The following is a 19,617-nucleotide window of genomic DNA, read 5'->3' as shown; positions in this document are numbered from 1 at the left end:
TAAGGCGCAAATTTTAATGCCATATGACTATAGACCATATCTACGTCGTTTCCAGTGTGCATAAGTATATTTACCTTTTGATTACAGTTATTCAGAATTATCTAAACATCAGCTCATTTTTGTCAGTATATGCCTTCATTTTTCACAGGAAGTGTGCGCCCACCCGCAAACTGGCATCCCCTTTGCGGGAAAAAGCATCAATCGCACATATGATTAACTGTCGGCCCAAAGTGGTCGGATCACCTGCAAAAAATAAAGAAGGAATGACCATGACCCTACGTAAAATTCTGGCAATGTCGTGCCTGCTACTCCCTATAATGGCTTCCGCGCATAACCTTGAAGCTAACCAACGGGTGCCGCCGGTAGGCATTGCCGATCGTGGCGAACTGATGTTGAATAAAGATGAGTTTAGCTATAAAAACTGGAATAGCGCGCAACTGGCGGGAAAAGTGCGCGTCCTGCTACATATTGCCGGACGAACGTCAGCGAAGGAGAAAAACGCCACGCTGATTGAAGCGATTAAAGCCGCCAGGCTTCCGCACGACAGATACCAGACGACCACAATTGTGAATACCGATGATGCGATCCCAGGCTCCGGTATGTTCGTGCGTAGCAGTATAGAAAGTAATAAAAAGCTCTATCCGTGGTCGCAATTTATTGTCGACAGCAATGGCGTGGCGCGCAACGCCTGGCAATTAAAAGAAGAGGGGTCCGCCGTCATCGTGCTTGACAAAGACGGGCGGGTTCAATGGGTGAAAGATGGCGCGTTAACCCAACAAGAGGTACAACAGGTGGTCGACCTGCTGCATAAGCTCCTCAATAAATAGTCACCCGGAAGCCGGGGTTAAGGAACGATTCACGAGGGGTATAGTCCAGCGTTTTTCCCTGCCAGTCGTGAACGTGCGCCCCGGCTGCAACGGCAATAGCATGGCCTGCGGCAGTGTCCCAGACGCTGGTCGGCCCAAATCTGGGGTAAAGCTGCGCCTGGCCTTCCGCCACCAGACAGAATTTCAGCGAGGAACCAATAGAGGTTGTCTGATGTTCGCCAAGCTGTTGGAGATATTCGGTGAGTTCATCATCCGTATGCGAACGGCTAATCACTACCAGCGGCGGGCGGGCATCCCGGACCTGAATCTGCTTACGCACCCCGCACTCCTCTTTCCAGGCCTTACCCTCCGCCGCGTAGTACATCACTTTCAGCACCGGCGCATAGACAACGCCCAACACCGGCTTGCCCTGCTCAATCAGCGCAATATTGACCGTAAATTCTCCATTACGCTTGATGAATTCTTTGGTGCCGTCGAGCGGATCGACCAGCCAGTAACGCTGCCAGTGCTGGCGCACTTCCCAGGCGGGCGGATCTTCTTCTGAAAGCACAGGAATATCCGGCGTGAGCGTACGTAACCCTTCGAGAATCACGGTATGTGCGGCGATATCCGCCGCAGTGACTGGAGAATCGTCCTGCTTACGGGCGTACTCCATCGGTTTGGCTCCATCATAAACCTGCATAATGGCATCGCCCGCGTTCCGTGCAAGCTGGCATACTTGTTCTAACATTCTCCACCTCTTTATGGCAGGGGCGTTAACTCGTTGTTTTACTTATACCCGATCGTTAAGGGTTCCGCCAACTGTGATACCGTCTGCGGTTTTGATAATACCTTTCATGGCATGATTCACCATTCTGTGAACAATCGCAAAAAATCGGCCAGATGGGACGGTTTCGCCTTCTCCTGGCGACGGTCAGAGCGATTATCGGGTTTCACTGTTTGTCATCGCTATTTTTCACTATCCGGCTTTTGTATTGCGTTCTTAAAAGGTGCCTCTGATGATTAAGTTTAGTGCAACGCTTCTGGCTACGCTGATCGCTGCCAGCGTGAATGCGGCCACCGTCGATCTCCGGATCATGGAAACTACTGATTTACATAGCAACATGATGGATTTCGATTATTACAAGGATACCGCAACCGAAAAATTCGGATTGGTACGTACCGCAAGTTTGATTAATGCCGCCCGAAATGAAGTCAAAAATAGTGTGCTGGTGGATAACGGCGACCTGATTCAGGGGAGCCCTCTGGGCGATTATATGGCGGCAAAAGGACTCAAAGAAGGCGATATTCACCCGGTCTATAAAGCGCTCAATACTCTGGATTACGCGGTTGGAAACCTCGGCAACCATGAGTTTAATTATGGTCTGGACTATCTGCATAACGCGCTGGCCGGCGCGAAATTCCCTTACGTTAACGCCAATATTATCGACGTTAAAACCCAAAAGCCGCTCTTTACGCCTTATCTGATTAAAGAGACGAACGTTATTGATAAAGACGGCAACCCGCAAACCGTGAAAATCGGCTATATCGGCTTTGTGCCGCCGCAAATCATGATCTGGGATAAAGCGAATCTGAGCGGAAAAGTCACCGTAAATGACATCACGGAAACCGCCAGGAAATATGTGCCCGAAATGCGCGAGAAAGGTGCTGATATAGTGGTAGTAATTGCTCACTCTGGCCTTTCTGCCGATCCGTACCACAGCATGGCGGAAAACTCGGTTTATTACCTCAGTGAAGTTCCCGGCGTCGACGCTATTATGTTTGGCCACGCCCACGCCGTCTTCCCCGGTAAAGATTTTGCCGACATCAAAGGCGCGGATATCGCCAAAGGTACGCTTAACGGCATTCCTGCGGTGATGCCTGGCATGTGGGGCGACCATCTGGGAGTGGTCGATTTGGTGCTCAATAACGACAGCGGCAAATGGCAGGTTACGCAGGCGAAAGCGGAAGCGCGGCCCATTTACGACGCCGCCGCTAAAAAGTCGCTGGCGGCGGAAGACAGTAAGCTGGTCGGTATTCTGAAAGCCGACCACGATGCCACCCGCGAGTTTGTTAGCAAGCCCATTGGTAAATCCGCCGATAACATGTACAGCTATCTTGCTCTGGTGCAGGACGATCCTACCGTACAGGTGGTGAATAACGCGCAAAAAGCGTATGTGGAACACTTTATTCAGGGCGATCCGGATCTGGCGAAACTGCCGGTGCTTTCCGCCGCCGCGCCGTTTAAAGTCGGGGGGCGTAAGAACGATCCCGCCAGCTTTGTCGAAGTGGAAAAAGGCCAGTTGACCTTCCGTAACGCCGCCGATCTTTATCTCTATCCGAATACGCTGGTGGTGGTGAAAGCCAGCGGCAAGGAGGTAAAAGAGTGGCTGGAATGTTCTGCCGGACAGTTTAATCAGATTGATATTCACAGCAACAAACCGCAATCATTGATCAATTGGGATGGCTTTCGCACCTATAATTTCGATGTCATTGACGGCGTGAATTATCAAATCGATGTGTCACAGCCCGCCCGCTATGATGGCGAATGCCAGATGGTGAATCCGCAGGCGGAGCGTATTAAAAACCTGACCTTTAACGGTAAGCCTGTCGACCCGAGCGCTACGTTCCTGGTCGCCACGAATAACTATCGCGCTTACGGCGGCAAGTTTGCCGGCACTGGCGACAGCCATATCGCCTTTGCGTCTCCGGATGAAAATCGCGCCGTGCTGGCGGCATGGATTGGCGCAGAGTCAAAACGCGCAGGCGAAATCCATCCGGCGGCGGATAATAACTGGCGTCTGGCACCAATCCACAGCGATACGACGCTGGATATCCGCTTTGAAACATCGCCAGGCGATAAAGCCGCTGCCTTCATTAAAGAGAAAGGGCAGTATCCGATGAATAAGGTTGCTGTCGATGATATCGGTTTTGCCATTTATCAGGTGGATTTGAGCAAGTAACGTTAGTACCGTATGGCGCCGCGTTTATTCGGCCTGACTGGCAGGCCGAATAAAGCGCTAGCCGCCATCTGATATACGCTCCCGCTGCGCCAATACCTGCGACAAATTCAGTTCTACCCAGTCCGCCAGCGCGGCGACTTTATCGCTCACCTGCTCGCCAAGCGGCGTCAGGCTGTACTCCACATGCGGCGGAACAACGGGATATGACACCCGGTTGAGAAATCCGTCCTGTTCAAGCGCCTGTAACGACTGCGCCAGCATCTTTTCACTCACGCCTCCCATCTTGCGGCGCAGGTCGCTAAAACGGTGTGTACCGTCGCGTAACGCCACCAGGATCAGCACGCCCCAGCGACTGGTGACATGTTTTAACACCTCGCGGGACGGGCACTGTTCAGCAAAGAGATTGCCTTCACGCAACTGCCGGGAAAGAGAATGAGCATGCATTGATACTTACCTTTTTGTACGTACTTACTAAAAGTAAGTTTAGGTGGTAGCGTAATAAAACACAAGACCAATACTGAGGAGTTCACCATGATTGCTATCACCGGCGCAACGGGCCAACTGGGCCAACACGTTATTGAAAACCTGCTAAAAACGACGCCCGCCAGTCACCTCGTCGCGATTGTCCGTAACCCGAAAAAAGCCGCCCCGCTCAGTCAGCGCGGGATCGCCGTTCGCCTGGCGGATTACGCTAACGAAGCTGCACTGACCACCGCGTTACAGGGCGTTGATAAACTGCTGCTCATTTCATCCAGCGAAGTAGGACAACGCACCGCGCAGCATCGCAACGTCATTCAGGCCGCCATTACCGCGAAGGTGAAATTCATCGCCTATACTAGCCTGCTACATGCGGATAAATCGCCACTGGCGCTCGCTGATGAACATATTGAAACTGAAAAGATGCTGGCTGAGTCAGGTATTCCTCACACGCTATTACGTAACGGCTGGTATACGGAAAACTATCTGGCGAGCGTCCCTGCCGCGCTGAAGCATGGCGTCTTTATTGGCGCGGCGGGAGAAGGGAAAATCGCCTCCGCAATGCGCGCTGACTATGCCGCCGCCGCCGCGCGCGTCATCAGTGAAGAGGGTCACGCCGGGAATGTTTACGAGCTGGCAGGTGATGACGCCTGGACATTAAGCCAGTTGGTGGATGAACTTACTCATCAGAGCGGAAAAAAAATCGTCTACCAGAACCTGAGCGAAGTCGATTTTGCCGCCGCGCTGAAAGGCGCAGGCCTGCCTGACGGACTGGCGGATATGTTGGCTAATTCTGACGTTGGCGCAGCGAAAGGCGGCCTGTTTGATAACAGCCATACGTTGCGTAAACTCATTGGTCGCCCGACGACGATGCTCACAGAAAGCCTTCGCTCCGTATTGTAAGTGTTAAAATTTAGTTAATTTATGTAGCATCCTCATAGACCTTCTCTGATAATGACGGAACGGTTTATGAGGAGAATCTGATGATTAGCGGCGTGCTATACGCCCTGCTGGCAGGGCTAATGTGGGGATTGATTTTCGTCGGCCCGTTAATCGTGCCGGATTACCCGGCCCTCTTACAGTCAATGGGACGCTATCTGGCGCTGGGGCTGATTGCCCTGCCGGTTGCCTGGTTAGGCCGCACGCGGTTACGCCAGTTGACGCGCAAAGACTGGTCCACCGCCCTGTCACTGACTCTGATGGGCAACCTGATCTATTACACCTGCCTCGCCAGCGCCATTCAGCGAACCGGCGCGCCAGTTTCGACGATGATCATCGGGACGCTACCGGTCGTCATTCCGGTTTTCGCTAACGTTCTCTATAGCCAACGGGACGGCAGATTATCCTGGCTGCGCTTAGCGCCCGCGCTGGCGCTTATCGGTTTTGGCCTGCTGTGCGTCAATATTGCTGAACTTAGTCAAGGATTATCCGATGTTAGCGGCTGGCGCTATGGTTCAGGTATTGTGCTGGCGCTGATTTCTGTAGCGTGCTGGGCATGGTATGCGCTGCGCAACGCCCGCTGGCTGCGGGAAAATCCCGACAAACATCCCATGATGTGGGCAACGGCGCAGGCGCTGGTCACGCTGCCAGTCTCGTTAATCGGCTATGCGGCGGTTTGTCTGTGGCTGAGTATCCAGAAACCGACGTTTGCCCTGCCCTTTGGCCCACATCCCGCGCTGTTTATCGGCCTGATGATCGCCATCGCGGTGCTATGTTCCTGGGTGGGAGCGCTGTGCTGGAATATCGCCAGCCAAAAATTGCCAACCGTTATTTTAGGGCCGCTGATTGTTTTTGAGACGCTGGCGGGACTGCTCTATACCTTCATTCTACGCCAGGAAATTCCGCCATTCCTGACGTTAAGCGGCATTGCGCTCCTGGTGGCGGGCGTGGTCATCGCCGTGAGAGCGAAACCGGAAAAAGCGACCGTCGTTCCGGTCACGGAACGCTAGTCTCATGCTGGATTAAATTATACGCACCCCGAAAGAGTTATAGCCTCGCCCTAAAGATGTATTTAAAATACAACTTATACTATTGCAAATGAGGTAATGGCTATGGCTTATCGCGATCAACCCTTAGGCGAACTGGCGCTCTCTATTCCCCGCGCATCGGCGCTGTTTCGCCAGTACGATATGGATTACTGCTGCGGCGGAAAACAGACGCTGGCGCGCGCCGCCGCGCGTCACGACGTCGATATTGACATCATTGAAGCGCAACTCGCGCAGTTGGCTGAACAGCCCATCGAAAAAGACTGGCGCGCCGTTCCGCTGACGGACATTATTGACCATATCGTTGTGCGTTATCATGACCGACATCGCGAACAACTGCCGGAGCTTATCCTGCAGGCAACCAAAGTGGAACGCGTTCACGCGGATAAGCCAAACGTCCCGCGCGGCCTGACAAAATATCTCACCGCGCTGCATGAAGAGCTTTCCAGCCATATGATGAAAGAAGAACAGATCCTGTTCCCAATGATCAAACAGGGTATGGGTCGCCAGGCAACGGGCCCGATAAGCGTAATGGAAAGCGAGCATGACGAAGCGGGAGAGCTGGTGGACGTCATCAAACACGTCACCCAAAATGTAACACCGCCGCAAGAAGCCTGCACCACCTGGAAAGCGATGTATAACGGCATTAATGAGATGATTGATGATCTGATGGAGCACATCAGTCTGGAGAATAACGTGCTGTTCCCACGCGCGCTGGCCGGGGAATAATCGCCAGCGCCACCGGGCATTTTACCAGATGGCGGCAGTGAACTACGCCTTATCCGGCCTACAAATCAACGCTACACCGTAAGCCCGGTAAGCGCCAGCGCCACCGGGCAAAACAATTAACGCATTCCCGCCATCCGTTTCTTACCTATCAACAGCCAGCCCAGACCCAACGCAATAAACCACAGCGGCGTCACGATCAGCGCCTGACGCGTATCGTCTTCCAGCGTCAGCAATACCAGCACGAACGCAAAGAACGCCATGCAGACCCAGCACATCAGCTTACCGAGCGGCATCTTATAGATGGATTTTTCATGCAGGTGAGGACGCTGTTTGCGGTACACCAGGTATGAACACAGAATGATGGTCCAGACAAACATAAACAGAATGGCCGAAACCGTAGTGATCATGGTGAATGCGCCAATCACGCTCGGGTTGACCATCAGCATAACCACGCCGCCCAGCAGGCAGATACACGAGAAGGTTAGTCCTTTCGCCGGTACTGCGCGTTTTGACAGTTTAGCGAATGCTTTTGGCGCCACGCCTTCTTGCGCCAGACCAAACAGCATACGACTGGTCGAGAAGACGCCGCTGTTGGCGGAAGACGCCGCCGAGGTCAACACGACAAAGTTGATCACGCTCGCGGCAGCAGGCAGGCCCACCAGCACAAACAGCTCAACAAACGGGCTCTTATCCGGCACTACGGAACTCCACGGCGTCACCGACATAATAACAATCAGCGCAAAGACGTAGAACATAATGATACGGATCGGTATCGAGTTAATCGCGCGCGGCAGCGATTTTTCCGGATCTTTGGTTTCTGCGGCGGTGGTGCCGACCAGTTCAATCCCTACGAAGGCGAACACCGCAATCTGGAAACCGGCAAAGAACCCGCTAATACCTTTCGGGAACCAGCCGCCGTCATTCCACAGATGCGCGAAAGACGCTTCAACGCCGATTGGCGATTTAAAGTGCATCGCAATCATGACCAGCCCGACCACAATCAACGCCACGATGGCGACGATTTTGACCATAGCAAACCAAAATTCCATTTCACCAAACATTTTAACGGTGGCGAGGTTGAGGCTTAGCAGCAGGATCACTATCACCAGCGAGGCCACCCAATCGGAAAGGCCAGGGAACCAGAACTGCGCGTAGGCGGTAATCGCCACCACGTCAGCCATACCGGTCACTACCCAGCAAAACCAGTACGTCCAGCCGGTGAAATATCCCGCCCAGGGACCAAGCAGGTCGGAAGCAAAATCACTAAACGATTTGTATTCCAGATTCGAGAGCAGCAACTCCCCCATGGCGCGCATCACGAAGAAAAGCATAAAACCGATGATCATATACACAAAAATGATCGACGGTCCGGCGAGACTGATCGTTTTACCCGATCCCATAAACAGACCGGTACCAATAGCGCCGCCGATGGCGATAAGCTGTATATGACGGTTTGTAAGATTGCGCCGTAGCGACTGTTCAGCCGGAGCCTGTTCGTCGGCTGCGACTTTTACCTGATCTACCATGTTTTTTCTTCCTGTACCTGTCTGTGTTGTGCGGGCTCTACGGCCTTTGGTCTATGATACGACGATCCTGTTATCAGGACTCATCGATATTAGGTAAGAATCGGCGGGATGAATACTAAGATTTAAATATAATGTTAATTTTATGTTTAAAGTGAGTGTTATATCACTTTGATAATGCGAATTATCTCACAAAAATACACGTAGCGATTCCATTTGCAAAATAAAATATCGACATCTACTGAATTCAAGGATTGCCGGATGGCGGCTTCGCCTTATCCGGCAAATCCACGGCGCTTACAGGATTTCCAGCAACTCTACCTCAAACACCAGGGTACTGAATGGCGGAATAGATGCCCCGGCCCCACGCTCACCATAGGCTAGCTCCTGTGGTATAGTCAGCTCCCATTTGGAACCTACTGGCATCAGAGTCAGCGCTTCAATCCAGCCGGCGATCACGCCATTTACCGGAAATTCAGCCGGTTCGCCGCGTGCGACGGAGCTGTCAAATACGGTGCCATCAATAAGCTTACCAGTATAATGCACTCGTACGCGGTCGGTACGCGCTGGAATCGCACCTTCGCCTTGCGTCAGAACGCGGAACTGCAAACCGGATTCAGTACTGTTCACACCGTCTTTTTCGCGGTTTTCTTCCAGATATTTCACGCCCTCGGCCGCCATCGCTTTAAAACGCTCACGACGCACCGCGTCCGCACGTTCATGAATTTCACGCAGCGCACGATGCACCACATCAACAGGAACCGCCGGCTGTTTACCTTCCAGCGCATCAGCAATGCCTGCAACCAGCGCTTCAGGCAACAGTCCTTCAAGACCGGATTCGCTGAGCTGCTGCCCTACCTGCAAACCAATGCCGTAGCTCGCTTGCGCTTCGATAGTGTCAAAATTCGGGGTGGCCATTATTTTTCCTTCATCGGATATCAAAAAAAGTAGCGGGCAGCATAACAGCCACGCTTCTTCTGGTAAAACTTTGTCTCAGGGAGGATGACAAATCGCAGGGAAAAAGAAACAATAGATTATCCGTATTGACGTCACGAAAGCGGATAGCACTACCAGTATCATAGCGTTAGCCATCTATACTCTATGATTAAGGAACGAGATGCGGAGCAGGAGGTAAACCATGCCCGGGCGCTTTGAACTAAAACCAACCCTGGCGAAAATCTGGCACGCGCCGGATAATTTTCGCCTCATGGAGCCACTGCCGCCGATGCATCGTCGTGGCATTATCATTGCCGCTATCGTGCTGGTGATTGGTTTCCTGCTGCCCGCCAGCGAGACCAGCGACGCGCCTGTCGTCACGCGGGAAGCGCAATTGGATCTGCAATCGCCCTCCCGGGCGCCTGACGAAGCGCAGATTCAGGCGCAACTGGTCGCACCGCAAAACGATCCGGATCAGGTGGCGCCCGTTGCGCCTGAACCTATCCAGGAAGGCCAACCGGAAGAACCAGGCCAAGCGCAAACTCAGCCTTTCCAGCAGGATAGCGGCATCGGTCAACAGTGGCGCTCGTACCGGGTGGAACCGGGTAAAACTCTGGCGCAACTGTTCCGCGATCACGGACTGCCCCCGACAGACGTTTATGCAATGGCGCAGGTAGAAGGCGCTGGCAAACCGCTGAGTAATCTCAAAAATGGTCAAATGATTAAAATTCGCCAGAATGCCAGCGGCGTGGTGACAGGTTTAACGATAGATGGCGATAATGGTCAGCAGGTGCTGTTTACGCGTCAGCCTGACGGCAGTTTTATTCGCGCACAGTAACGCCGGCTGCGCCTTACCCCACCTACACCGCATTCGTTCAGGTGAAGCATTACCGCTTCACCTGATTTACCCACCAGATCCCTGAACATACCAGCACCAGCGCAACCATGTATTTCCACTCCAGAATATTCTCGCCGAGAAAAACAGCCGAGAGTACCGCGCCGGAAACCGGGATCAGAAAGTTAAACGGCGCAATCATCCCCACGCGATTATATTTGAGTAAAATGCTCCATAGCGCAAAAGCGACCGACGAGAGCAGCGTCAGGTAGCCCAAAATCGCCACCGACGAGAAGCCATGTATCGTCAGCGTACCGCCAAAAACGTAACCGCCAATGACCAGTACCAGACCGCCAATCCCCAATTGATAGCCAGTCATGACCATCGGATCGACCGTCTGCGAGAGACGTTTACCATACAACGTGGCCGCAGAAAGAATAAACGCCGCCAGTACTACGGAGCCCTCCCCCGGCAGATTAAAGCTGAAATCCAGACCGCTACTGACGTTCACCGCCATGACGCCCGCAAAGCCCAGAATACAGCCGAGCGTTTTGTTGTAGCTCAGTCGGTCGTTCTGATAAATAAAGTGCGCCAGCAATACGCTGAAGAATGTGCCCGTGGCGTTCATGATTGAGCCTTTCACGCCAGTGGTGAACGCGAGGCCGATATAGAAAAAGAGATATTGCAGCGACGTCTGGGTCAGCCCCAGTAACGTCAACTGACCAAACTGGCGCGGGCGAAACCGACCAATCGGTTTACGCTGAAGCAGCGCGAACAGTAGCAGCAACCCACCCGCAAACAAAAAACGATAACCAGCAAAAACAATTTTAGAAGGGATATCGTCGGTGGCTATCTGAAAGAGGTCATAACCGCTTTTGATGGCCGGATAGGCGCTGCCCCACAGCAGGCAACAAAATGCGGCACACAAATAAACGACGTTTTTGCGGGCAAACGGAGAGGCCTGGCGTTGGGTATCCATTCTGTCACCAAGAAATTAAAATAATGTTTTATTTTTTGATTATCGCGAAAAGAGGGGGAGATAGCCAGTCGAAAAACGATAGGGTAAAAAAAGCAAAACGCCGGCGCTGGGCCGACGTTTCGTTGCTAGCAAAAACGAGAATGACTGATTACTCAGCAACCACGTTGATGATAACTTTAGCGAATACTTCGCTGTGAACCTGGAAGTTCACTTCGTGTTCACCAGTGGTACGCAGAACGCCGTTCGGCAGACGAACTTCGCTCTTAGCCACGTCAACGCCAGCCGCAGTAACAGCGTCAGCGATGTCGCGAGTACCGATGGAACCGAACAGTTTACCTTCGTCGCCTGCTTTAGACGCGATAGTAACGGTTTCCAGGGCGTTGATTTTCTCTGCGCGTGCATTTGCAGCAGCCAGAACGTCAGCCAGTTTAGCTTCCAGTTCAGCGCGACGTGCTTCGAAGTATTCAACGTTTTTCTTGGTAGCCGGAACAGCTTTACCCTGTGGTACCAGGAAGTTACGAGCATAGCCCGCTTTAACGTTAACCTGATCACCCAGGCTACCCAGGTTTGCTACTTTATCAAGCAGAATAACTTGCATTACCTTATCCTCTCAAAGTCGTATTAATGGACCGTGACCGATTACTGATGGCGATCAGTGTACGGCAGCAGAGACAGGTAGCGAGCGCGTTTGATAGCGCGAGCCAGCTGACGCTGGTATTTTGCACGGGTACCGGTGATACGGCTTGGGACAATCTTACCGCTTTCGGTGATGTAGTTTTTCAGCGTAGCGATATCTTTATAGTCGATCTCTTGAACGCCTTCCGCGGTGAAACGGCAGAACTTGCGACGACGGAAATAACGTGCCATATGGCTAGTCTCCAGAATCTATCAATTCAATCTGCTCGGCATGCAGAACCATTTTGCTCAGACCGTTCTTTGCCTTGTGGCAAGAGATAAACCCCTGAACGGTTATGCGACTGCCGACCGTTATACTGTGAGTAATGGCCTGGTTTTCGTGTCCGCTAACAATAACGGGCATTTGGCACCACGCCTGCCGGTGAAAACCGGCTTCCTCTTGCACAGAACGATGCTCAAGCACGAACTGGCAATGCGGAATTCCTGATGGACTGACCTTACGAAGGGGCATCCTGCACACGGTGCCGGACAACGCCAGACGGTTGGTCATCAGAAATTACTCTTCAGAATCCCCAGCTTCAGCATCATCTGCGGTTTCGTTAGCGAAATCATCGCGACGCTCACGGCGCTCGTCTTTCGCTTTAACCATCGGAGATGCTTCGGTAACAGCGTGCTTAGTACGCATAACCATGCTGCGGATAACGGCATCGTTGAAGCGGAAGGTAGTTTCCAGCTCATCGATCACTTCCTGCGGCGCTTCAACGTTCATCAGAACATAGTGCGCTTTGTGCAGTTTGTTGATCGGGTAAGCCAGCTGACGGCGGCCCCAGTCTTCCAGACGGTGGATCTTGCCTTCTGCGCCAGTGATGGCGGCAGAGTAACGCTCGATCATGCCCGGAACCTGTTCGCTCTGGTCAGGATGGACCATAAAAACGATTTCGTAATGACGCATCGAATTGCTCCTTACGGATTATTCAGCCTCCTGTCTGGGTCAGCCGCGGCCCATGGAGGCAAGGAACGTGTTAAAGGTCGGCTGAAAAATGACGCATTATAATACTGGCGCCTGCGGGCAAACTCAAGGTGATTGTACGATTATTTATCGTGCCGGACACAATACCTATCCCGTCGCATTTTGATACCTATGCTTTTCCCTTATTATCATAAAGTTAACTTTATATCGCACTCCACTATAAACAGCCTGTTCCGGCCGAGAAATTGACGATGTGGTAAGCGCACTGATTTGCCATACAGGTTTTCTTAAACATCGCGGCATACGTCAACGAGTTGTTAATCAGGCAAAAAACGACAATGCGATAATTTTTTGAACAACATCATCAGAAAAGGTCGCCATCTCTGCGGCGGGTTATGGTTAAAATTAAACCAGAAGCGATTCACTGACGGGAGATAGCGCCAACCAGACCGCGCTGTTGAGGAGGTACACCATGCGAGCCTGGATAATGCTATTTCTGGCTGCGCTCTTGCTTAGCATAACAGCAACAGCAGCTACCAGAATAAATAATCGCCTGGCCAAAAATATGGATGATGTGCACAGCTTAGGCGTGATCTACATCAACCATAACTTCGCCACGGAAAGTGAAGCCAATCTGGCGCTGAATGAAGAGGCTGAGGCACGAAACGCAATCTATTATCACGTCATACTTATCCGGGAACCGGGTAGCAACGGCAATATACACGCCAGCGCGGATATTTATCGCTAGCATCAGGAAAACCAACAAAAAAGCCATAGTTTGATTTGCCCCCTGAACAGGGGGCTTTTTTCTCTGAAAGATGGCTCCGGAATTAGACCTGTGACATCCCGATAATATTCACATTACGGAGCACACATTTCACTTTTGCCCGTAATACGCATCCGGGCCATGCTTACGCATGAAGTGCTTATTCATCAGATAATCGTCAATGGGGTTGAGGCCAGGGTTAATACCGCGGGCAATCCACGCCATTCGCGCAACTTCCTCCATGACTACTGCGTTATGTACCGCATCATGCGCATCTTTCCCCCAGGCGAACGGTCCGTGTTGATACACCACAATACCTGGCGAGTGCAGCGGTTCCACGTCACCCAGCGTTTCGATAATCACCTTGCCGGTGTTTAGCTCATATTCGCCCTGCACTTCCTCTTCGCTTAACGCCCGGGTACAAGGAATATCGCCAAAGAAGTAGTCAGCATGGGTCGTGCCCAGCGCTGGAATCGCCTTCCCTGCCTGCGCCCATGCCGTGGCATGGGTTGAATGGGTATGAACGACGCCGCCAAGCGATGGATAACGTTGATACAACGCCAGATGGGTAGCGGTATCGGAAGAAGGACGATAACGCCCTTCCACCACTTTGCCATCCATATTCACCACCACCATGTCATCTACTTTCATGGTTTCATAGGCGACACCGCTTGGCTTAATCGCCACCAGCCCGCGTTCGCGATCAATAGCGCTGACGTTGCCCCAGGTAAACGTCACCAGTCCGTAACGGGGCAAATCCATGTTAGCGTCAAATACCTGCTGCTTGAGTTTTTGCATTAAGCTGCCTCCACCAGGCCGGCGCTGGCCATGCGCGCTTTCACCCAGTCGCGCGCTTTCGCGACTTCAAGCGCCGGATCGTCTGCCGTTTCGCTCCACATCTCAATCAGGTATGGCCCGCAATACCCACTCTGCCTGAGCGTTGCAAAACAGCGTTCGAAATCGACAACGCCTTCGCCAAACGGCACATTCTTGAACACGCCGGGTTTAGTATCTTTGACGTGTACCGCGACGATATGGCCTATTCCGGCCTGCAGTTCCATCTGTACATCGTTATCCCATGCCGACAAATTGCCGATATCCGGATAAAGCTGGAACCAGGGGTTATTCAGATAATGAGCGTAACCCAATGCTTTACTGATGGAATTCATCAGCGGGTAATCCATGATCTCCATCGCCAGCGTGACCTGGGCGCGGCTGGCCATATCAACGCTCTCTTTTAATCCATCGCGGAAGCGACGGCGCGTTTCGTCATTGGCCTGCTGATAGTAAACGTCGTACCCCGCCAGTTGAATGACGCGAATCCCGACGTCCTGCGCAAACTGAATTGCTTTACGCATAATCTCCAGCCCCTGCGCCCGCACCGCGTCATCTTCGCTACCGAGCGGAAAACGACGATGCGCGCTCAGGCACATGGACGGTACGCGCACGCCGGTTTCAGCAACCGCATTTACCAGCGCCAGACGCTGCTCGCGACTCCAGTCGAGCCGCGCCAGCCGGGCGTCGGTCTCATCCACCGACATTTCGACGAAGTCAAAACCCAGCGTTTTCGCCAACCGCAGGCGCGCCAGCCAGCACTCCCCGGCAGGGAGCGCTTTTTCATAGATGCCGAGCGGAATTTGTTTCGACAGCATAGCCCCTCCTTAGCCCCACAACTGGGCAATGGAGCGTTTGAACTGACGTGCGGCTTCTACCGGCGATTCGGCATCGCGAATGCTACGGCCTGCGATAAAGACATGGATCGGAATGCCTTTGAACAGCGGCAGGTCTTCCAGCGCCAGGCCGCCGGTCACGGTCACTTTAAAGCCCATATCGGACAGACGTTTGATGGCGGTGATATCCGCCTCGCCCCACGCTACGCCCGCGGCCTGCGCATCGCGACTACGGTGATAAACTACCTGCCCAATACCCGCATCGCGCCACTGCTGCGCCTGTTCCCAGGTCCAGTAGCCGGTCAGTTCTATCTGCACGTCGCCGTTGAACTCTTTCGCCACATCCAGCGCGCCTTTCGCGGTATTGATATCGGCGCAGCAAATAACTGTCACCCAGTCCGCGTTGGCTTCGAAACACATACGGGAGAGAATTTTACCGGCATCGGCAATTTTAGCGTCCGCCAGCACTATTTTGTGTGGATAGAGCGCTTTCAGGTCGCGAACGGCACGTACGCCTTCGCCAACGCATAGAATGGTACCCACTTCGATAATGTCGACCTCTTCGGCAATCAGGCGGGTAGTTTCATAGGCGCTATCCATGGTCTGGTTGTCCAGCGCGACCTGCAACATCGGTAATGACATTTTGTTTCTCCCTTAAACAGCCGCCGCAGTGGCGTTATCGATTAAATCCAGCACATCCTGCTCGGTGCGGCAGGCGCGTAAACGGTCAAAATTGGCTTCATCTTCAAACAGATTGACGATCTGCATGATGCCCACTTCCTGATGGGTATTAGCGTCTACTGCCGCCATGGTGATCAAAATATCGACCGGGTCGTTATCTTCGTGGTTAAACGCCAGCGGCTTTTTCAGCGTCACCAGAGCAAAACCCGTTTTCTTGACCCCTTCTTCCGGGCGGCCATGCGGCATCGCCAGGCCGGGGGCAATCACAAAATAGGGGCCAAACTGCTCAACACCATCGAGAATGGCCTGGTAATAGCGCGGCTCCACCACGTCGGCAGCCACCAGCAAATCGACGCCGATCTTGACAGCTTCTTGCCAGGTGTCGGCTTCCGCCTGTAAACAAATGGAATGGTTTTGCGCCAGCGAATCACGTAATTTCATGTTGCGTCCTTACTTCTTCACGTCCTGTGGAAAATGCGCGTTGATCACTTCCAGTAGTTTCGGACCAAAGTCTGCGGGCGATAGCATGTTGCGCACGCCAACCACATATTTGTTGCCCGTCACGCTGATTTCACCTGCAATATGTGTGGAAGCGATAATGATGTCCGCACCGTTCAGCTCACTTTTGTACTCTCCCACCGCGCAACTGTTTACCGTGTGGTCGATATTGGATTGGGTTAGAAACTGATCTACTTTCATTTTCATGATCATAGAACTGCCTTGTCCGTTGCCACATACAGCCAGAATACGTACGGTCATAATCCAAACTCCTTATTGAGCAGAAATCTCTGCCAGTTGTTTTTCTGCATCTTCTTCAGCACGCAGCGCGCGTCCTGCGAAGATCATATAAACCAGTGCAATAACAATGATGACGGCCATAAAGAGGATGCCGAGGGAGAAGACCCCCTGCATCATCGGCGGCGCCAGAATCGACCAATCCGCCATCCCCATCCAGGCACTCATACCGGTGAGTTTTACTGCCCAGACGCAGCCAAAAATTTCAATCATGCCCATCACCAGACAAATCTTGAGCGCCGCGCGCCAGCCGCCAAAGTGGTTGGCAAAGACGCCGATGGTAGCGTTAGAGAAGAACATCGGAATGAAGCCGGGAATGATCAGAATGGAAGAGCCGCAACCTACCAGGATACCAACGGCTATCAGTTGTCCGATGGTGCCCCACATAAAGCCCCAGACCACGGCGTTAGGCGCGAAGCTGTAAATAGCGGCGCAGTCAATCGCCAGTACCGCGCCCGGAATCAGACGCTGGGAGATACCATTAAAGGCCTCAGAGAGCTCGGCAACGAACATACGCACGCCCTGAGTAATGATGAAAATCGCCACAGCGAACGAGAAGCCGGTTTGCAGGATATAGACCGTCCAGTGGGTTTTACCCGCCATCGCCTGTACGGTGTCGATACCAAAAGAGAACAGGATCGCGCCAAAGAAAATGGTCATCACAATCGCCGTAGAGACGATATTGTCGTGGAAGATATTCAGCCAGCCCGGCAGCTTGAGATCTTCAACGCTCTCCTCTTTTTTGCCCAGGTATGGCGCAACTTTGTAGGCAATCCAGGAAGCAAATTGCTGCTGGTGACCAATAGAGAAACCGCAGCCATCGGTCACTTCCTGGGTGGGCTTATACATCATGTTGGAGGTGATGCCCCAGTACAGGGAAACCAGTATCGCCGTGCAGATAATGGTGGTCCACATGGAATAGCCGAAGATATAGAAAGAGACCGCAATCAGCCCCGCCTGCTGAAACATGATGTGCCCGGTCAACATGATGGTGCGAATACCGGTAATGCGTCGCAACAAGACGTAACAAATGTTCAGCGCAAGCGCGAGTAACACCGCGTAGCCTACCCAACTATACGCATCGCCCATTCGGTCGATCGTTGCCATCATCGAAGCATAGGTATCGGAAATCGCGCCGTTGATACCGTAGACCTCGGACATCTTCGCCACCACAGGCTTAAAGGTGCTGGTCAGAATACCGGACCCGGCCTGTAGCAGCATGAAGCCAATGATGGTTTTGATCGTTCCTTTGATGATGACGCTGACGCTTTTGCGCAGCAGGATATAGCCCAGGCAGGTCACAATACCCAGTAATAGCGGGGCATTGGTCATTACCTGATTAAAGAAAACGGTAAAGATGTTGTAGAGAATCCCCATAACGATCTCCGGTAGACAAGGTTGCTGAGTCGCAGGCGCTCAGGATAGTGTCCCTTCACTGTAATTTTCAAAAGTAATCACAACAAGATTGAATTTGATTAAATGTGACGTAGCGCGCAAATAATTAGCACACTTAATACATGGTTTACTTACAGATAACCTATTTTTTAATTAAAATAAGTAAAATCATAAACATGAATATATCTACATGACGCTATATCGGATTAATTTTTTCATCTATCAGCGTTATCCTCTCCCAAAAAGCCAAAAAATAGCCCATTGCCTTCTTGAGAAAATAGTGTCAGGATTAATCAAAACAAATCACACTTTGAGCAATTTTGAACAAACATGAAGGTAAATGCGATGAGTAAAGTACAAAGCATCACGCGTGAATCATGGATTCTGAGCACGTTTCCGGAGTGGGGAAGCTGGCTGAATGAAGAGATTGAGCAAGAGCAGGTCGCACCGGGCACGTTCGCCATGTGGTGGCTGGGCTGTACCGGCATCTGGCTAAAATCTGAAGGCGGCACTAACGTATGCGTCGATTTCTGGTGCGGTACTGGTAAACAAAGTCACGGTAATCCGCTGATGAAAACCGGCCATCAGATGCAGCGTATGGCTGGCGTCAAAAAATTACAGCCTAATCTGCGCACCACACCGTTTGTTCTCGATCCTTTCGCTATCCGTCAGATTGACGCCGTACTGGCGACCCATGACCATAACGATCACATTGATGTCAATGTGGCGGCTGCCGTAATGCAGAATTGCGCCGATGATGTTCCGTTTATCGGCCCGCAGACCTGCGTGGATTTATGGGTCGGATGGGGTGTCCCGAAAGAACGCTGCATCGTGGTAAAACCGGGCGATAGAGTGAAAGTGAAAGATATTGAAATTCATGCGCTTGATGCTTTTGACCGCACCGCATTAATCACGCTGCCCGCCGATCAGAAAGCCGCTGGCGTACTGCCGGACGGCATGGATGTACGCGCGGTTAACTATCTGTTTAAAACGCCGGGCGGCAATCTCTATCACAGCGGCGATTCTCACTATTCCAACTATTACGCGAAACACGGCAACGAGCATCAAATTGATGTCGCGCTCGGTTCCTATGGCGAAAACCCACGCGGTATTACGGATAAAATGACCAGTGCGGATATTCTACGCATGGCGGAATCGCTGAATACCAAAGTGGTGATCCCGTTCCACCACGATATCTGGTCGAACTTCCAGGCCGATCCGCAGGAGATCCGCGTGCTATGGGAAATGAAAAAAGATCGCCTGAAGTATGGTTTTAAACCGTTTATCTGGCAGGTTGGCGGCAAGTTTACCTGGCCGCTGGATAAAGACAATTTCGAATACCATTATCCACGTGGTTTTGACGATTGCTTTACGATTGAGCCAGATCTACCGTTCAAATCCTTCCTCTGAGCCGACATCATGCCGGGATTACCCGGCATTTTTTCCCATTTACTTTAGTATTTTCAGGCTA

The 19,617-nt window shown here is 52.1% G+C and carries 23 protein-coding genes; 8 read left to right on the top strand and 15 right to left on the bottom strand.

From position 1 onward, the window contains the following. Positions 1 to 269: 269 nt before the first annotated feature. Complete coding sequence (locus ACE15A_RS03275) at positions 270 to 827, top strand: YtfJ family protein (RefSeq protein ID WP_053507676.1); 558 nt, start codon at positions 270 to 272, stop codon at positions 825 to 827. Here ACE15A_RS03275 and cysQ read toward each other — a convergent pair. Continuing rightward, positions 817 to 1,557 (bottom strand): 3'(2'),5'-bisphosphate nucleotidase CysQ, encoded by a 741-nt coding sequence (gene cysQ, locus ACE15A_RS03270; protein WP_000893398.1) that lies wholly within the window; start codon positions 1,555 to 1,557, stop codon positions 817 to 819. The two genes, ACE15A_RS03275 and cysQ, sit on opposite strands and share 11 nt — an antisense overlap. Positions 1,558 to 1,825: 268 nt before the next feature. On the opposite strand from cysQ, the gene ACE15A_RS03265 reads away from it, so the two are divergent. After that, on the top strand, positions 1,826 to 3,769 hold the full coding sequence (locus tag ACE15A_RS03265; RefSeq protein WP_023248652.1) for a bifunctional 2',3'-cyclic-nucleotide 2'-phosphodiesterase/3'-nucleotidase: 1,944 nt from the start codon (positions 1,826 to 1,828) through the stop codon (positions 3,767 to 3,769). A gap of 57 nt (positions 3,770 to 3,826) precedes the next feature. On the opposite strand, the gene ACE15A_RS03260 is transcribed toward ACE15A_RS03265, so the two are convergent. Beyond that, positions 3,827 to 4,213, bottom strand: coding sequence for a helix-turn-helix domain-containing protein (locus ACE15A_RS03260; RefSeq protein WP_023248653.1), 387 nt, complete (start codon positions 4,211 to 4,213; stop codon positions 3,827 to 3,829). Between the two features lie 87 nt (positions 4,214 to 4,300). Here ACE15A_RS03260 and ACE15A_RS03255 point away from each other — a divergent pair, with 87 nt between their 5' ends. The 3 genes from ACE15A_RS03255 (at position 4,301) to ytfE (ending at position 6,960) form a co-directional block, all read left to right on the top strand. Beyond that, positions 4,301 to 5,149, top strand: a complete 849-nt coding sequence (locus tag ACE15A_RS03255; RefSeq protein WP_023248654.1) for an SDR family oxidoreductase — start codon at positions 4,301 to 4,303, stop codon at positions 5,147 to 5,149. A gap of 80 nt (positions 5,150 to 5,229) precedes the next feature. Then, a complete protein-coding gene (locus ACE15A_RS03250; protein WP_023248655.1) occupies positions 5,230 to 6,195 on the top strand; it encodes a DMT family transporter in 966 nt (321 codons plus the stop codon). A 102-nt stretch (positions 6,196 to 6,297) separates the two neighbouring features. After that, positions 6,298 to 6,960 (top strand): iron-sulfur cluster repair protein YtfE, encoded by a 663-nt coding sequence (gene ytfE / locus ACE15A_RS03245; protein ID WP_053507677.1) that lies wholly within the window; start codon positions 6,298 to 6,300, stop codon positions 6,958 to 6,960. Between the two features lie 116 nt (positions 6,961 to 7,076). Here the strand turns inward: ytfE and cycA are convergent, their stop codons facing one another. Both cycA and fklB read right to left on the bottom strand, forming a co-directional pair. Beyond that, the gene (gene cycA / locus ACE15A_RS03240; protein WP_129382359.1) at positions 7,077 to 8,486 is read right to left on the bottom strand and encodes a D-serine/D-alanine/glycine transporter; all 1,410 of its coding nucleotides are present in this window, start codon (positions 8,484 to 8,486) and stop codon (positions 7,077 to 7,079) included. Between the two features lie 294 nt (positions 8,487 to 8,780). After that, complete coding sequence (gene fklB, locus ACE15A_RS03235; RefSeq protein WP_023248658.1) at positions 8,781 to 9,401, bottom strand: FKBP-type peptidyl-prolyl cis-trans isomerase; 621 nt, start codon at positions 9,399 to 9,401, stop codon at positions 8,781 to 8,783. Positions 9,402 to 9,621: 220 nt separating this feature from the next. Between fklB and ACE15A_RS03230 the strand changes: the two genes are divergently transcribed. After that, entirely contained in the window at positions 9,622 to 10,257 is a 636-nt protein-coding gene (locus ACE15A_RS03230) for a LysM-like peptidoglycan-binding domain-containing protein (protein ID WP_023248659.1), read from the top strand. 49 nt (positions 10,258 to 10,306) lie between these two features. On the opposite strand, the gene ACE15A_RS03225 is transcribed toward ACE15A_RS03230, so the two are convergent. The 5 genes from ACE15A_RS03225 to rpsF form a co-directional block, all read right to left on the bottom strand. Further along, positions 10,307 to 11,233, bottom strand: coding sequence for a DMT family transporter (locus ACE15A_RS03225; protein ID WP_023248660.1), 927 nt, complete (start codon positions 11,231 to 11,233; stop codon positions 10,307 to 10,309). Between the two features lie 148 nt (positions 11,234 to 11,381). Further along, the gene (gene rplI / locus ACE15A_RS03220) at positions 11,382 to 11,831 is read right to left on the bottom strand and encodes a 50S ribosomal protein L9 (RefSeq protein ID WP_001196065.1); all 450 of its coding nucleotides are present in this window, start codon (positions 11,829 to 11,831) and stop codon (positions 11,382 to 11,384) included. Positions 11,832 to 11,872: 41 nt separating this feature from the next. Beyond that, positions 11,873 to 12,100: a 30S ribosomal protein S18 gene (gene rpsR, locus ACE15A_RS03215; protein ID WP_000135199.1), complete on the bottom strand. Its 228-nt coding sequence runs from the start codon at positions 12,098 to 12,100 to the stop codon at positions 11,873 to 11,875. A gap of 4 nt (positions 12,101 to 12,104) precedes the next feature. Further along, positions 12,105 to 12,419, bottom strand: coding sequence for a primosomal replication protein N (gene priB / locus ACE15A_RS03210; RefSeq protein WP_012134407.1), 315 nt, complete (start codon positions 12,417 to 12,419; stop codon positions 12,105 to 12,107). A 6-nt stretch (positions 12,420 to 12,425) separates the two neighbouring features. Beyond that, positions 12,426 to 12,821, bottom strand: coding sequence for a 30S ribosomal protein S6 (rpsF, locus tag ACE15A_RS03205; protein ID WP_001216673.1), 396 nt, complete (start codon positions 12,819 to 12,821; stop codon positions 12,426 to 12,428). A gap of 490 nt (positions 12,822 to 13,311) precedes the next feature. Here rpsF and yjfY point away from each other — a divergent pair, with 490 nt between their 5' ends. Beyond that, the gene (gene yjfY / locus ACE15A_RS03200; protein ID WP_053507678.1) at positions 13,312 to 13,587 is read left to right on the top strand and encodes a DUF1471 family protein YjfY; all 276 of its coding nucleotides are present in this window, start codon (positions 13,312 to 13,314) and stop codon (positions 13,585 to 13,587) included. Between the two features lie 129 nt (positions 13,588 to 13,716). Here the strand turns inward: yjfY and ACE15A_RS03195 are convergent, their stop codons facing one another. Genes ACE15A_RS03195 through ulaA form a run of 6 tightly spaced genes read right to left on the bottom strand, consistent with a single transcriptional unit; the run spans position 13,717 to position 18,128 of the window. After that, positions 13,717 to 14,403: an L-ribulose-5-phosphate 4-epimerase gene (locus ACE15A_RS03195; protein WP_053507679.1), complete on the bottom strand. Its 687-nt coding sequence runs from the start codon at positions 14,401 to 14,403 to the stop codon at positions 13,717 to 13,719. Beyond that, the gene (ulaE, locus tag ACE15A_RS03190; protein ID WP_053507680.1) at positions 14,403 to 15,257 is read right to left on the bottom strand and encodes an L-ribulose-5-phosphate 3-epimerase UlaE; all 855 of its coding nucleotides are present in this window, start codon (positions 15,255 to 15,257) and stop codon (positions 14,403 to 14,405) included. Before ulaE ends, ACE15A_RS03195 begins: the two co-directional genes overlap by 1 nt. 9 nt (positions 15,258 to 15,266) lie before the next feature. Then, entirely contained in the window at positions 15,267 to 15,917 is a 651-nt protein-coding gene (gene ulaD / locus ACE15A_RS03185) for a 3-keto-L-gulonate-6-phosphate decarboxylase UlaD (protein WP_000056750.1), read from the bottom strand. A gap of 12 nt (positions 15,918 to 15,929) precedes the next feature. Then, entirely contained in the window at positions 15,930 to 16,397 is a 468-nt protein-coding gene (ulaC, locus tag ACE15A_RS03180; protein ID WP_053507681.1) for a PTS ascorbate transporter subunit IIA, read from the bottom strand. A 9-nt stretch (positions 16,398 to 16,406) separates the two neighbouring features. Continuing rightward, entirely contained in the window at positions 16,407 to 16,715 is a 309-nt protein-coding gene (ulaB, locus tag ACE15A_RS03175) for a PTS ascorbate transporter subunit IIB (protein ID WP_023248665.1), read from the bottom strand. Positions 16,716 to 16,727: 12 nt separating this feature from the next. Beyond that, positions 16,728 to 18,128: a PTS ascorbate transporter subunit IIC gene (gene ulaA, locus ACE15A_RS03170; protein WP_129382358.1), complete on the bottom strand. Its 1,401-nt coding sequence runs from the start codon at positions 18,126 to 18,128 to the stop codon at positions 16,728 to 16,730. Positions 18,129 to 18,491: 363 nt separating this feature from the next. Between ulaA and ulaG the strand changes: the two genes are divergently transcribed. Further along, on the top strand, positions 18,492 to 19,556 hold the full coding sequence (gene ulaG, locus ACE15A_RS03165; RefSeq protein WP_053507683.1) for an L-ascorbate 6-phosphate lactonase: 1,065 nt from the start codon (positions 18,492 to 18,494) through the stop codon (positions 19,554 to 19,556). Positions 19,557 to 19,617: the final 61 nt, after the last annotated feature.

It is taken from the genome of Salmonella sp. HY31 (assembly GCF_042604575.1).
Classification (GTDB): Bacteria; Pseudomonadota; Gammaproteobacteria; order Enterobacterales; family Enterobacteriaceae; genus Salmonella; species Salmonella diarizonae.
Note: the sequence above shows the minus strand (reverse complement) of the source record. Positions and strands in the feature narration are given on the sequence as shown.

Excerpts from the sequence above, each read along its gene's own strand:
- ACE15A_RS03275 (WP_053507676.1), top strand. The coding sequence starts at position 270 with ATGACCCTACGTAAAATTCTGGCAATGTCGTGCCTGCTACTCCCTATA.
- cysQ (WP_000893398.1), bottom strand. The coding sequence starts at position 1,557 with ATGTTAGAACAAGTATGCCAGCTTGCACGGAACGCGGGCGATGCCATT.
- ACE15A_RS03265 (WP_023248652.1), top strand. The coding sequence starts at position 1,826 with ATGATTAAGTTTAGTGCAACGCTTCTGGCTACGCTGATCGCTGCCAGC.
- ACE15A_RS03260 (WP_023248653.1), bottom strand. The coding sequence starts at position 4,213 with ATGCATGCTCATTCTCTTTCCCGGCAGTTGCGTGAAGGCAATCTCTTT.
- ACE15A_RS03255 (WP_023248654.1), top strand. The coding sequence starts at position 4,301 with ATGATTGCTATCACCGGCGCAACGGGCCAACTGGGCCAACACGTTATT.
- ACE15A_RS03250 (WP_023248655.1), top strand. The coding sequence starts at position 5,230 with ATGATTAGCGGCGTGCTATACGCCCTGCTGGCAGGGCTAATGTGGGGA.
- ytfE (WP_053507677.1), top strand. The coding sequence starts at position 6,298 with ATGGCTTATCGCGATCAACCCTTAGGCGAACTGGCGCTCTCTATTCCC.
- cycA (WP_129382359.1), bottom strand. The coding sequence starts at position 8,486 with ATGGTAGATCAGGTAAAAGTCGCAGCCGACGAACAGGCTCCGGCTGAA.
- fklB (WP_023248658.1), bottom strand. The coding sequence starts at position 9,401 with ATGGCCACCCCGAATTTTGACACTATCGAAGCGCAAGCGAGCTACGGC.
- ACE15A_RS03230 (WP_023248659.1), top strand. The coding sequence starts at position 9,622 with ATGCCCGGGCGCTTTGAACTAAAACCAACCCTGGCGAAAATCTGGCAC.
- ACE15A_RS03225 (WP_023248660.1), bottom strand. The coding sequence starts at position 11,233 with ATGGATACCCAACGCCAGGCCTCTCCGTTTGCCCGCAAAAACGTCGTT.
- rplI (WP_001196065.1), bottom strand. The coding sequence starts at position 11,831 with ATGCAAGTTATTCTGCTTGATAAAGTAGCAAACCTGGGTAGCCTGGGT.
- rpsR (WP_000135199.1), bottom strand. The coding sequence starts at position 12,100 with ATGGCACGTTATTTCCGTCGTCGCAAGTTCTGCCGTTTCACCGCGGAA.
- priB (WP_012134407.1), bottom strand. The coding sequence starts at position 12,419 with ATGACCAACCGTCTGGCGTTGTCCGGCACCGTGTGCAGGATGCCCCTT.
- rpsF (WP_001216673.1), bottom strand. The coding sequence starts at position 12,821 with ATGCGTCATTACGAAATCGTTTTTATGGTCCATCCTGACCAGAGCGAA.
- yjfY (WP_053507678.1), top strand. The coding sequence starts at position 13,312 with ATGCGAGCCTGGATAATGCTATTTCTGGCTGCGCTCTTGCTTAGCATA.
- ACE15A_RS03195 (WP_053507679.1), bottom strand. The coding sequence starts at position 14,403 with ATGCAAAAACTCAAGCAGCAGGTATTTGACGCTAACATGGATTTGCCC.
- ulaE (WP_053507680.1), bottom strand. The coding sequence starts at position 15,257 with ATGCTGTCGAAACAAATTCCGCTCGGCATCTATGAAAAAGCGCTCCCT.
- ulaD (WP_000056750.1), bottom strand. The coding sequence starts at position 15,917 with ATGTCATTACCGATGTTGCAGGTCGCGCTGGACAACCAGACCATGGAT.
- ulaC (WP_053507681.1), bottom strand. The coding sequence starts at position 16,397 with ATGAAATTACGTGATTCGCTGGCGCAAAACCATTCCATTTGTTTACAG.
- ulaB (WP_023248665.1), bottom strand. The coding sequence starts at position 16,715 with ATGACCGTACGTATTCTGGCTGTATGTGGCAACGGACAAGGCAGTTCT.
- ulaA (WP_129382358.1), bottom strand. The coding sequence starts at position 18,128 with ATGGGGATTCTCTACAACATCTTTACCGTTTTCTTTAATCAGGTAATG.
- ulaG (WP_053507683.1), top strand. The coding sequence starts at position 18,492 with ATGAGTAAAGTACAAAGCATCACGCGTGAATCATGGATTCTGAGCACG.